Source organism: Ferrovum myxofaciens (assembly GCF_000735045.1).
Taxonomy (GTDB): domain Bacteria; phylum Pseudomonadota; class Gammaproteobacteria; order Burkholderiales; family Ferrovaceae; genus Ferrovum; species Ferrovum myxofaciens.
Genome location: NZ_JPOQ01000085.1, coordinates 14,601 through 27,471 on the forward strand (window position 1 = coordinate 14,601; position 12,871 = coordinate 27,471).

The following is a 12,871-nucleotide window of genomic DNA, read 5'->3' on the forward strand; positions in this document are numbered from 1 at the left end:
ACTCACAGACTCCGCACGACTTCTACGATTTCAAAGACTTCCAATTTATCCCCCACCTGAAGATCGTTATAGTTACGCAGGGACAAACCGCATTCAAAGCCTGTTTTGACTTCACGAACATCATCCTTGAAGCGTTTGAGAGAGTCCAGTTCGCCGGTGTGAACCACCACCTGATCCCGCAGCAATCGAACCTGGGCACCCCGCTTGACCACGCCTTCCAGAACATAACATCCAGCCACAGTTCCCACTCGCGAGATACGGAACACTTCGCGAATATCCACCAATCCCAGGATATTTTCCTTTCGGTCAGGCGCCAACATCCCGGAGAGCGCGGCCTTGACTTCGTCCACCACGTTATAAATGATGTCGTAGTACCGCACATCCACCCCCGCCGAAGCGATCAACTTGCGCGCCGTCGTGTCCGCACGAGTGTTGAAGCCAATGATCACGGCCTTGGAGGCCAGAGCTAGATTGACGTCCGACTCGGTAATCCCGCCCACCGCCGCATGGACGATATTGACCCGGACTTCTTCGTTGGACAACTTGAGCAAGGATTGGGAAAGTGCTTCGTAGGACCCTTGCACATCAGATTTAATGATGAGCGACAGGGTCTTGACTTCACCTTCTCCCATCTGCTCAAACATGTTTTCCAACTTCGCGGCCTGCTGACGGGCCAACTTCACGTCACGGAACTTACCCTGACGGAATAGGGCGATTTCTCGCGCTTTACGTTCGTCATTCAGAACCATGACATCTTCACCGGCCACGGGCACTTCGGTCAATCCCTGAATCTCTACGGGAATCGAAGGTCCGGCACTATCCACCGGCTGTCCTGCTTCATTCAACATGGCCCGTACCCGCCCATATGCCGCCCCGGCCAAAACCATATCCCCACGCCGTAATTGACCAGATTGCACCAGAATTGTCGCCACGGGACCGCGTCCTTTGTCAAGACGAGCTTCGATGACGATCCCTTTGGCGGGGGTGTTGCGAGGAGCCTTCAGTTCCAGAACTTCGGCCTGAAGCAGTACGGATTCGAGCAATTCATCGATTCCCATGCCGGATTTTGCGGAAACAGCAACAAACTGTGCATCACCGCCATACTCCTCGGGAAGCACCCCTTGGGTGACCAACTCATTCTTGATCCGATCGAAATTTGCATCGGGTTTGTCCATTTTGTTAACCGCCACCACCACAGGCACTTGTGCCGCCTTGGTATGGTGGATGGCCTCAATGGTTTGGGGCATGACTCCATCGTCTGCTGCCACCACCAAAATCACGATGTCCGTAACCTTGGCACCCCGAGCCCTCATCGCTGTAAATGCCTCATGCCCCGGGGTATCCAGAAAAGTTACCATGCCGCGCGGTGTTTCCACATGATATGCCCCGATATGCTGGGTAATCCCTCCTGCTTCACCACTGGCCACACGGGTCCGACGAATGTAGTCGAGAAGCGAGGTTTTGCCATGGTCCACATGTCCCATAACGGTGACGACCGGAGCACGGGGTTCAAGGATCGCATCTACATGGACAGTCCCGGTTTCCGCAAGCAGTGCTTCCGGATCATCCAACTTGGCAGGTTTGGCCATGTGACCTAATTCCTGTACCACGATCATGGCCGTTTCCTGATCCAGTATCTGATTGATGGTCACCATCATGCCCATTTTCATCAGCGTCTTGATCACTTCGGCGGCCTTGACAGCCATTTTTTGTGCCAGCACAGCAACAGTGATGGTTTCAGGCACCAGAACTTCATGGATGATGGGCTCAGTGGGCGCCGAAAAAGCATGGGATTGAGAGGAATCCCCCTTGTGTCCCTTACCATGCCGACCATGAGGTTCACGCCACCCCGTCCCCCCGGTTTCTCCGCGCGTCTTGAGTGCTCGACGTTTGGCGCCATCATCGGTCCAAGCCGTGGCCGGTTGTTTTTCTGTTTTCTTTGCCGGTTTACGCACACCGCCCGCATCCGTGGTTGCAGCCACCACCGCAGGTCGATGAAGGGTTCCTGTTTTTTCAGAACGGGACGGCTCCACCACCACTGGCTTGATGCTGGCCGCTAAAGCGGCCACTCGGGTAGCCTCGGCCTTTTCTTCGGTCTCCTTGCGGATCCGTACCCGTTCCATTTTATCCAGTGCATCAGCCGCTTGCCTGGAACGCAATTCAGCCTGACGACGTGCTTCCATTTCTCGAATGGCTCGCTGTTCCTCATCGATGGGCGAAATACGGAGCGTCCGTTGTGACAGAGGAGGCTCGGCAGGAGTCGGTACGGAAACAACTTCTTCTTCCGGAGGAACTTCCAAATCAGGAACTGACACCACCGTGTCCACGCCCTGACTCTCTTCTTCTTTTTCTTTTTCTTCTTTTTCTTTTTCTTCTTCTTCTTTTTCTTCTTCCTTCTTATTATCTTCCTCACTCTCCGAAATCAGCGGCAAGGGAAGATCCGTGTCCTGAACTTCAGGCAATTCTGTGACCTGCACTTCTTCGTGCAGTGACGATTCCATCCCGACATCCGATGTCTCTTCCTCGCTCCCCATGACAGGGGGAATGCTTTCAGAAACTTCCAAAACATCTTCTGGCTGATTTTCTGCCACATCCCGTTTGATCAAGACGCGTTTTTTTCGAACTTCCACCTGTATGGTGCGTGCCTTACCCGTCGTATTATCTGCCTTGCGAATTTCGCTGGTTTGACGTCGTGTCAGGGTAATCCGTGTTTTTGGCTCTGCGCGACCATGCTGCTCGCGTAGATGTTCCAGCAAAACGGCCTTATCTCGTTCGGTCAGCGTGTCTTGCGCCGTTTTTTGAATACCCGCCGCTTGTAATTGATCGAGCAACGCCGAGGGCGTCATTTTTAATTCTGTAGCCAGATCCGTCACGGTGGAGTGCGTCATGGTTGATGTCTCCTGATTACTCAAACAGCGGAGCGCGCGCCGCCATGATCAGGGCGCTGGCGCGTTCTTGCGTCAGTCCCGTCAATTCTTCCAGTTCATCCACCGCCAGATCTGCCAGATCCTGCACCGTATGAATTCCCTTTGAAGCCAATAAAACCGCAGTTTCGGGATCCATTCCCGCCATATGTCTCAAATCTTCCACTGCATGTTCAACCTTTTCTTCTGTGGCAATCGCTTCTGTCAGCAAAGCATTGCGCGCCCGGCTCCGCAACTCATTCACTGTATCTTCGTCGAAGGCAGCAATCGCCAGCATCTCCAGTTTAGGTACATAAGCGACTTCCTCCAAACTGGAAAATCCCTCTTGAATCAGAATGTCTGCCACTTCTTCATCCACATCCAGGCGGGCTACAAACAAATTGCGCAAGCGCAGCGTTTCCTCTTTGTCTTTTTCCTGGGCTTGATCTTCGGTCATGATATTGAGAGACCAACCTGTCAATTCCGAAGCCAATCGAACATTCTGTCCATTCCGGCCGATTGCCTGCGCCAGATGATCTTCGTCCACCACCACGTCCATGCTATGGGCCTCTTCATCCACGCGAATAGAATTGACCTCCGCAGGAGCCAGCGCATTGATCACAAACTGAGCGGGGTCTTCCGACCACAAGATGATATCTACGCGTTCTCCTCCCAGTTCTGAAATCACGGCTTGCACCCGTGATCCCCGCATCCCCACACAAGTTCCGATGGGATCGATACGTCGATCCCGAGAATGCACGGCAATCTTGGCGCGGATCCCGGGATCACGAGCCGCAGCCTTGATTTCCAACAACCCTTCTTCGATTTCCGGCACTTCCAGTTCAAACAGTTTGATCAGAAATTCCGGAACCACTCGGGACAGTATCACCTGTGGCCCCCGCCCTCCCCGCTCGACCCGGAGCAAGTAGGCACGCACCCGATCTCCAATACGCAAATTTTCCCGTTGAATCAACTGATCGCGGGGCAACAGAGCTTCAACCCGACCGGATTCCACGATGTAATTCCCACGTTCCTGACGCTTGACCAGACCACTGACCAGATTGTCCTGTCGTTCCAGAAAATCCGCCAGAATCTGTTCCCGTTCCGCATCCCGGATTTTCTGAAAAATCACTTGCTTGGCAGCTTGTGCCCCGATACGCCCAAACTCGATGGGCTCCAAAGAAGTTTCGATGATCTCCCCGGCTTGCGCTTCCGGATTGTTTGCACGGACTTGTGACAGAGGCAATTCCTGGAATTCAGACAGCCATTCCTGATCCTCCACGACGCGCCAGCGCCGATAGGATTGGAAATCACCGGTATGACGATCGATGCTGACCCGCACATCGATATCTTCCTCCCCATGCTTTTTGCGGGTAGCCGACGCCAGAGCCTGTTCCAGTGCCACAAACACGATCTCGGGGGAAACGTTTTTCTCCCGCGCCAACGCATCGACCAACAACAGTACTTCCTTGCTCATTCTGTTCTCTCCACTCACAATTCCGGCACGAGACGGGCACGTTCGATATCCTCGCGCGCCATATCCAACAACCCTGCCGAGGTTGCCAAGGTAAGGGTCTGTTCAGTCACTGCTTCAAGACGCCCCGAAAAATTTCTCTGACCTGCATAAGGAATGCGCAGTTTGACTTTGGCTTCCCGTCCTAAAAACCGTTCGAAATCGGCGGTTTTATTCAACGGTCTGTCCAAGCCGGGGGAGGATACCTCGAGCCGTTCATAGGGTACCTCTTCCACACCGAACAGACGGGTCAATTGATGACTGACCGTAGCACAATCCTCTACACCAATCCCATTGGAATGATCGATGAAAACACGCAACAAACCTCGACCTGCGCGTTCGAGTTCCACAAACTCATAGCCCAGTCCTGTCACGGTTTTTTCCACTAATCCCACGAGATCCATGTTCGTTCGGTAACCTATTCCCTAAAATCACACAAATAAAAAAAGGGCCCGAGGCCCACTGCAGAGACACCACCCTACTCAATCCTAGAGATTATAAAGGATTTTGTATCCACTTGTCCAGAAATTCAACCCCCCAGCGCACCCCGAAGCCCGTCACTTCCGTCGCCACGGCACCCAGCCCCTCAGGATGGAGCGAAGCGGAGAGATCCACATGGACCCAAGGCAACTGTGCCGTGAAGCGCGATAAAAAGCGGGCAGCAAGAATGTGGTCGGCTTCCCCCTCCAAAGTACACTGCTTGAGATCAGCCACCGAACTTTCCAATGCCTCATCATAGTCTTCGTCCTGAGGAAATACCCATACACGCTCACCACTGCTCTTTCCCGCCTCTTCCGCCAGACGGGCAAGTACCTCCGACGTGGTGAACAACCCGCTGTACCGGCTTCCCAATGCGGTATGCATACTCCCGGTTAAAGTAGCAAAGTCCACGATCAAGTCAGGTTTCTGTCGTGCAGCCAAGGTCAGGGTATCCGCCAAAACCATTCGTCCTTCCGCATCGGTATGAACCACTTCCAGGGTAGTTCCCTCCAACGTCGTCACGATTTCGTTCTGGCGATAAGCCCGAGGACCCACGGAATTCTGGGCAATCGCCAACCAGGCGTCTACCACCAGTGGCAACTGCAGGCGGGTGATGGCCTGCATGATCCCAAGGACTACAGCCGAACCATTCATATCCCCATGCATGCCCTGCATGTAACGTGCCGGTTTAAGATTGAGACCACCGGTATCAAAACAGATCCCCTTCCCCACCAGAGCTACCCGATGGGTTGCCTGGGGATGAGACCATGCCAAATGAACAATCGCCGCATCGGCTTCTGCACTGCCTTGAGCCACTGCCAAAAATGCCCCTGCCCCCAAGGTCTGCAAACGTTCCATCCCATATTCTTCCCAGTCCCAATGTTCTTCCAGTGCCCACTGTCGAAGGAATTCGCGATAGTTTGCCGGAGTCAGCCGATTCGGAGGCAGAACCGTCAAGGCCCGCGTCAGGGTATTGGCAAGCGCCAGGGAAACCGGACGCTCAGAAAAATCAGGGGAGGGAGTTGAGCCCAGCAAAAACCACGCTTTTACCCCGCCCCAGGCGTCCCGTTGTGCGGTCGGTAAAGATCGACCATTGAGCGTCAGGGTATAGAGTATCTCTTCCCGCTCGGAAGAGGATTCCTGACCACTGAACCAAACTGCTAGGTGGGTGGGTTTCTCTTCGAGCAAGGGATGGAGAGCCCGCCGAAGCCGGGTATGCCGTTCAAAGTTCTGTGATGCTCCTGCCAACCATACCCAGGAGATAAGGACTCCATCCGGCAACATGGCCACATGGGGTTCAAATCCCTTCTTTTTGTTTTTGCGATGCGCGCAAACTTCTGACTGGGCCCGCCGCTGAAGCAGTGCATTCAAAGTCTCCTGACCCGGACCAGTCCCCCCATCCTCTGGCGCGGCAGGCAATACGACCAGAACATGGAATACGCCCTGTTTCGCCCACTCCACCGGAGTCCATGGGGCCACCGTAAAATGAGGAATTTTGGTCAATCCATTCAATTCAGGGAGGACGGAAAAATCAGCAGTCGGTGAAACGTGAGACAGGGGCATGGCAGGCAACCACAGGATTCTGAATGATTGCCAATGGTATCATGGGCACATCCATGACAAGAGGTTCCATCGTGCAGTCTTATCTTGACCTCATTCGTACCGTTCTGGCCCAGGGAACCTGGCAGTCCAACCGTACAGGTATCCGCACCTTGAGTTTGCCGGGGGCCATGTTGCGTTTTGACCTGACTCAGGGATTCCCTGCCTTGACCACTCGCAAACTGGCCTTCCGTTCGGCCATGGGAGAATTGGTGGGGTTTTTACGAGGCTACCGCAATGCAGCAAACTTTCGCTCCCTGGGATGTCGGGTATGGGACCAGAATGCCAATGACAATGCCCTCTGGCTCAATAACCCTTTCCGCCTGGGGGTGGATGATCTGGGCCCTCTTTATGGCGTTCAATGGCGTGCCTGGCCTGCGTACAAGGAAATCGACCTGACCCATCCGCAACATGAAGCTCAAACTCAACGTGCCCAGGCTCAGGGTTTCCAGCCTCTATGTACCCTATCCGATCCTGCGGGTCATCCCCGCCTCCTACTCTACAAGGCTATCGATCAATTACGCTCCTGTCTTGATACGCTCATGTCCGATCCAACCAGCCGCCGTATCCTGTTCCATGGCTGGAACTGGGCGCAACTGGACGAAATGGCGCTCCCTCCATGCCACCTGCTCTATCAGTTTCTAGCCAACCCCGAAACCCGTGAACTCTCCCTTTGTCTGTATATCCGCAGTAATGACCTAGGATTAGGCGCACCTTTCAATTTGGCTGAGGGCGCAGCCCTGTTGACTCTGATGGGCCATCTGAGCGGATATCGCCCACGCTGGTTCACCTATTTCATTGGAGATGCACACATTTATGAAAATCATCTGCCCATGCTGGAAACCCAACTGAAACGAGCGCCCTACCCCGCTCCTCGTCTATCTCTTTCCCCACGCATTCCTTCCTATGCCGAAACGGGACAGTACACGCCTGAATGGCTGGAGCAGATCCAACCTGAAGATTTCATACTGGAAGCATACCAGCATCATCCTTCCTTGACGGCACCCATGGCCGTTTGACCAAAATTTTCCGAATCACCTGTTCCGGTGATGGTCAGAAAGTCATTGAGCCATTATGCTTTTCCTCTACCAACTGCATTTTCCCTCTTTGGACTTCTGTCATGATCCCGCCCACCCAACGCAATTCCGTCCTGATCGTCGAGGATGAACCCATCACCCGAGAGCGTTTGGTTGAGGCCATCAGCGCTCACCCACTACTTCAAGTCATTGCTGCCACAGGATCACTGCGCGCAGGACAGGAAGCTTTTCTTGCACACCCCCCGCGCGTCGCACTGATCGATCTGGGACTCCCCGATGGCTCGGGGCTCGACCTGATTCGTCAGATTCATGACAGCCAGAGTCTGACGGAGACCCTGGTCCTGACTGTTTTCGGTGATGAACAGCATGTGGTGAATGCCCTCAAAGCGGGCGCGCGCGGCTACCTTCTCAAAGACAGTTCCTTCACCACCATCGCCGATAATTTACTCATGCTGATCGACGGCGGAAGTCCCATCAACCCCAAGGTCGCCCGTTTCCTTCTCAGTCAGTTTGGTGAATGGGAAAAATCCACCCCTACGACTCCCCAGGTAACTCTGACAGAACGGGAAAAGGATATCCTCAATCTGATCACCAAGGGGTATAAACGCAACGAGATAGCCTCTCTGCTCAACATCAGCAACAATACCGTCGGTACCCATATACGCCGGATTTATGAGAAACTCTCTGTGCACTCGAATATTGAAGCCACTCAGGAAGCGGTACAACTGGGACTCATCAAAAACAGGAGATAACCCGGTCCCGACAAAGATGTCCAGAAAGCCATCCGCAAGTCTCTTCTATTGGGGCCCTCTTTTGGGCTTCCTTTTCGTCATGGGTCTGCTGCTGTCGGACGCCAAAGCAGAGTCGCAACAACTGGATCATGGGGAGTTTATCTTTGATCAAAGCCAGACTCCCCCCGCCTTGCCCCAATTCCGCTGGACGCCCATCCAATTACCGGACAACTGGGATCTGAGTCATCCCTTCCGCGGGGGCTTCGGCTGGTATCGGTTTTCTCTCACGCTCGACCATTCACCCGATGACCTTTGGGCCATCTATCTTCCGCATTTAAGCGTCAATGCCCGGGTATTCATCAATGGACAATTGGTCGGCTCAGGAGGAAGCTTTACCGAACCCGTCAGCCACAACAGTTATCGCCCTCTATTTTTTGTTTTTCCAGGACTGCTCCTGCACGCCGGAGAGAATCAGATCGCATTGAATCTCCTTGGCTACGCCCAGGAGGAATCCGGTCTGGGCACCTTCCAGATAGGTCCCGCCACCGCATTGAAACCCACCTACAATTCTCTGTATTTTCGCGCGGTCATTGTCCCCACCATCTCCTTCACCCTGCTCCTGCTGCTTTCTTTCATTTTGTTCATCATCTGGTTGAGACGACGTCATGAAACCCTCTACCTCATGTTCGCTCTGTGTGGGGGATTCTGTACCCTCTACACAGCTGTTTTCTTCATTCAGGAAGTCCCTTGGTTGACCCACCATCAATGGTTATGGATGGAACTGACCGCCATCATGTGTTACATCTATTGCCTCATGCTCCTGATTCACCGTTTCGTCAAAGTTCAGCGCCCTTCTCTCGAAAAGTTTTTCCTGATTTATACGATCGTGGGCCCATTTCTGATCTTACTGATCCCTCCGCCCTATCTATTTCGCGGATTCGGTCTGCTGGGTCTGGGGTATAGCGCGATTTCCCTGTACATTTTGTTCACCATTTACCGGTATCGCCATCAATGCCTGCCCAGCGAAACCTGGCTTCTGTTCTTTTCCATCCTGTTTTCTGCCTTGACGGGATATCATGACTTGGCCTATATGCTCCATGCCCAGCATGAGATCCCGGTCTTCATCTTTTATTGGGGTTCCACCATTCTGGGAATCGCCATTGCATTCCTCCTACTCCTGCGCTTTGACCGTTCCCTGATTTTATTCGAAACCTTGAATCGCGACTTGAATTCCATGGTGGCAGAAAAGAGCCGAACTCTGGCGCAAAGTTATCAGGAACGCCAGACCCTGGAGATGCGTCAGGCTGTATTTGGAGAAAGAGAGCGCATCATGCGCGATCTGCACGACGGACTGGGTGGTTATCTGGTAAGTGCTCTGGTTCAGGCTGAACGTCATCCGCCTCTATTAGTGCCTCTTCAACAGACTTTGCGCTCTGCCCTGGAAGATTTGCGCCTCATGATCGATTCCCTGGATGGGGACCCCACGGATCTTGCGACTCAGATGGGAAGTCTGCGCGAACGCCTGGAATCTCTCATGGAATCCAGTGGAGCTGTTTTGCATTGGCAAGTGGAGGATTCACCCAGGCTGCCTTTCCCCAGCACCTCCAACACGTTGCAATTGATGCGCATGGTTCAGGAAATCTTCACGAATATTGCCAAACACAGCCATGCCTGCCATGTGTTTTTCAGTGTAGGCGCTCATCATCTGGAAATCCGCGATGACGGGGAGGGCTTTGATACTGTAACCACGCGACCAGGACGTGGATTACCGCACCTCTACCGCCGCGCCCAACAATTGGGAATTACTCTGCACATCTCATCCTCTTCATTGGGAACCACCCTTCACCTCACTTGGTAACCCCAGGTTATCCCTTGTGTTTCGGATTTTTTGGTTAGTTATTGATAATGATTCTTATTTGCTATATGATAATGAATATCATTTGCAAATTAAGAGCGGCATGTCCCGCCCATTCACATGACTGACAGGAATACACCATGTACAAGAATTTTCATCTGAAGCCGCTCATCTCCGGACTGTTTCACGCCTCCATGCTAACGGCCTTGCCGGGAACCCTATGGGCTTACGATCTGGGCTCGGTATCCAGCGGTGCAGGCAACAGCAACGAAGCCATCCCGCCCGCCGAGTCGGCCTCGGCCAACGCCCCCACCCAGGGATCCCTGACCGCCACCGAACCTCAATCCGTCATCAACCGTAACTACATCGAGAATACCCAAACCGGGGCCTCCACCTATGTGGATAGTGCGGCCATTGCACCGGGGGTCTGGGCCTATAGCCCCAACGGTCCCGGAGGCAATGAGAACCCCGCCCTGACCCTACGCTCCTTCGTCGATGGACAATACAATGTCACCTTTGACGGAATTCCCTTTGTCGATGGTGCCAACTTCACACACCATGTCAACAGTTACTTCCTGGCTCAGGATACGGGGGAAGTGACGGTGGATCGGGGCCCAGGACAGGCCAGCACAGTGGGAGATGCCACCTATGGGGGGACCATTGCGGTTCGCTCCAACGATCCTTTGGGGGACCCGACGTCAACGGTACGGAGCCAGATCGGCAGTTTCAACTCGCGCCTGGTGGGGTTTCAGTATGACACGGGGGTGATGCAGAACTACGGGGATGCCAGCGGTTTCATCGACTACAACCATTACCAGACCGATGGTGCCTTGACTAATGACAATGAACGGCGGGGCAACATCTTTGCCAAGTTCATCAAACCCCTCGGTGAAAACACCGCCATCACCGTGGTGGCCATGCAAAATCACACCTACCAGAATGATTCGCCAGGAGCCACAGCACCACAGATAGCCCAATATGGTTCTCACTACGGATTGAACCAGAATCCCCTGAGCAGTGCCTACGTTGGGTATAACAACGATAACTTCACTACAAACTTCGACTATATTGGTCTGCAAACCCGCTTTGGCGACTGGAAAATCGACAACAAGGTATATACCACGACCTATACCCACGATGCCATGAATGGATACAACCCCAATGGTACAACGGCCACAGTTCAAGGGGCATACCCTGGGGGGATTCTGCTGGGCGGAGTAAACCCAGGAAATCAGAATATCGCAGGTTTGACCGGAATGACTACCTATACTTCCTATGGAAACATCCTGCGAGCAATCCGGGCCATGGGGAACGATGACCTGAATTTCGGCCTGTGGATTGAACGTCAGGTGCGCCAGTCATGGATCAATAACGTAGATCTTTCCACCGGAGGTACTGGTTCCATTGTCAATATACCGGGCAGTGCCAATGGGGGGAATCAGGCGGAAACCAGTTCCATGAACACCATTCAGCCCTATGTGGAATATGTCTGGCGCCCCACCAGCAAGTGGTCGTTTACCTCGGGACTGAAGTTCAACAATTTCAACCGGACCTACAATTCAGCCTTTGACACCACGGTGGGGGGTGCCTTTGCCTACTCCCATACCTGGGCGGCTCTGCTGCCCTCTCTGGACGCACACTACTATGTTTCGGATAACTGGTCTGCCTATGGGCAAGCGGCGGAGGGGTTCGTGGCGCCCATGCTATTTGGATCGTTCTACAATCCGAACCAGCCGATCCAACCCAACACCTCGGCCGGTCTGTCGTACCTCGCCCCAGAAAAAACCATGAATTACCAGTTAGGGACGGTTTTCAAGAGCGGCAAATTAACGGCTTCCGCAGATGTCTATTACATCACCAACAATAACCAGTCACAGCAAAGCGGAGTAGGAAATCTGGTTACCATCCAGAATATTGGAGCAGTACATTACCAGGGGGTGGAAGGAGAAGCCACCTATAACCTTGGCTCAGGATTCAATGCCTACGGCAACTATTCAAGAAATAGTTACACCAGTGCTCTCCCGATTTTCAACGCCCCTTCCAACACTGCGGCCCTGGGAATGCTCTATGGGCGCGACAAAGCCAATGCGTCTGTCATAGCCAAGGAAATTGGGTCGCGCTGGGGCGGAACAGATATCAACGGAAATGATACACACTTCGGCAGTTACACCACGGTCAACCTAGCAGCAGGGTATGACCTGGGCTCCCTGGGTTGGGCCAAGAACGCAAAAATGGAATTTCAACTGGATGACCTCTTCAATCGGACAGATACGATTGCCTACGCAGGTGCAACCCAAGGGGGAAACGCCTTGTTCTGGACCCTGCCGGGACGGATGTTTAGTCTCAACTTCAGTGCAAGCATATAACAAGGAGCCAACACCATGACGATGCAAGGAATTCAAGCCGCAGCCCAAAGTTCAGGCGGCATGCTTTATTTGATGGCCCTGTTGTTGCTGGTGGCCCTGACGGTCATCATCGAACGGGGTTGGTATCTGTGGCGGGTCCTGACTCAGGGGACCCAACTGATCAAGGAAGTAACCGGGGTGCACAAGGTATCGAAGGAAGCCTTCGAGGCCCTGGTGGTCCAGCATCCAGATTTGCCCCACGCCAAGGTCCTGGAAGCAGCGCTTCATCATAACCTGGAGCATGATTTCGACCGAATTTCCGACAAACTGGAAGAATCCGTCATGCGCGAAGCGCCCCATGTGGACCGCTTCCTGTGGGTGCTGGACACCATCGTGACCCTGGCCCCC

General features: G+C 53.5%; 9 protein-coding genes. 5 read left to right on the forward strand and 4 right to left on the reverse strand.

Features of this window, described 5'->3' with window-relative positions; all coding sequences use genetic code 11:
• Window positions 1–2 precede the first annotated feature (2 nt).
• The 4 genes from infB to IV91_RS0110470 form a co-directional block, all read right to left on the reverse strand.
• Window positions 3–2,888 carry a translation initiation factor IF-2 gene (infB, locus tag IV91_RS0110455; protein ID WP_031598173.1) on the reverse strand — a complete coding sequence of 962 codons (2,886 nt, stop codon included), beginning with the start codon at window positions 2,886–2,888 and terminating at the stop codon, window positions 3–5.
• A 16-nt stretch (window positions 2,889–2,904) separates the two neighbouring features.
• Window positions 2,905–4,380 (reverse strand): transcription termination factor NusA, encoded by a 1,476-nt coding sequence (nusA, locus tag IV91_RS0110460; RefSeq protein ID WP_031598175.1) that lies wholly within the window; start codon window positions 4,378–4,380, stop codon window positions 2,905–2,907.
• Window positions 4,381–4,394: 14 nt separating this feature from the next.
• Entirely contained in the window at window positions 4,395–4,820 is a 426-nt protein-coding gene (gene rimP / locus IV91_RS0110465) for a ribosome maturation factor RimP (protein ID WP_031598177.1), read from the reverse strand.
• Window positions 4,821–4,911: 91 nt separating this feature from the next.
• The gene (locus IV91_RS0110470) at window positions 4,912–6,459 is read right to left on the reverse strand and encodes a M17 family metallopeptidase (protein WP_082783176.1); all 1,548 of its coding nucleotides are present in this window, start codon (window positions 6,457–6,459) and stop codon (window positions 4,912–4,914) included.
• Between the two features lie 71 nt (window positions 6,460–6,530).
• On the opposite strand from IV91_RS0110470, the gene IV91_RS0110475 reads away from it, so the two are divergent.
• The 5 genes from IV91_RS0110475 to IV91_RS0110495 form a co-directional block, all read left to right on the forward strand.
• A complete protein-coding gene (locus IV91_RS0110475) occupies window positions 6,531–7,514 on the forward strand; it encodes a thymidylate synthase (RefSeq protein WP_031598180.1) in 984 nt (327 codons plus the stop codon).
• Window positions 7,515–7,615: 101 nt separating this feature from the next.
• Window positions 7,616–8,284: a response regulator gene (locus tag IV91_RS0110480; RefSeq protein ID WP_031598181.1), complete on the forward strand. Its 669-nt coding sequence runs from the start codon at window positions 7,616–7,618 to the stop codon at window positions 8,282–8,284.
• 79 nt (window positions 8,285–8,363) lie between these two features.
• The gene (locus IV91_RS0110485) at window positions 8,364–10,121 is read left to right on the forward strand and encodes a sensor histidine kinase (RefSeq protein ID WP_160171564.1); all 1,758 of its coding nucleotides are present in this window, start codon (window positions 8,364–8,366) and stop codon (window positions 10,119–10,121) included.
• Between the two features lie 137 nt (window positions 10,122–10,258).
• A complete protein-coding gene (locus tag IV91_RS0110490) occupies window positions 10,259–12,484 on the forward strand; it encodes a TonB-dependent receptor (protein ID WP_031598183.1) in 2,226 nt (741 codons plus the stop codon).
• 15 nt (window positions 12,485–12,499) lie between these two features.
• A partial coding sequence (locus IV91_RS0110495; RefSeq protein WP_035417782.1) for a MotA/TolQ/ExbB proton channel family protein occupies window positions 12,500–12,871 on the forward strand: 372 nt, incomplete at its 3' end.

What these genes read in the sequence shown, in the direction of transcription:
- infB (WP_031598173.1), bottom strand. Translation starts at nt 2,888, where the DNA reads ATGACGCACTCCACCGTGACGGATCTGGCTACAGAATTAAAAATGACG.
- nusA (WP_031598175.1), bottom strand. Translation starts at nt 4,380, where the DNA reads ATGAGCAAGGAAGTACTGTTGTTGGTCGATGCGTTGGCGCGGGAGAAA.
- rimP (WP_031598177.1), bottom strand. Translation starts at nt 4,820, where the DNA reads ATGGATCTCGTGGGATTAGTGGAAAAAACCGTGACAGGACTGGGCTAT.
- IV91_RS0110470 (WP_082783176.1), bottom strand. Translation starts at nt 6,459, where the DNA reads ATGCCCCTGTCTCACGTTTCACCGACTGCTGATTTTTCCGTCCTCCCT.
- IV91_RS0110480 (WP_031598181.1), top strand. Translation starts at nt 7,616, where the DNA reads ATGATCCCGCCCACCCAACGCAATTCCGTCCTGATCGTCGAGGATGAA.
- IV91_RS0110485 (WP_160171564.1), top strand. Translation starts at nt 8,364, where the DNA reads ATGGGTCTGCTGCTGTCGGACGCCAAAGCAGAGTCGCAACAACTGGAT.
- IV91_RS0110490 (WP_031598183.1), top strand. Translation starts at nt 10,259, where the DNA reads ATGTACAAGAATTTTCATCTGAAGCCGCTCATCTCCGGACTGTTTCAC.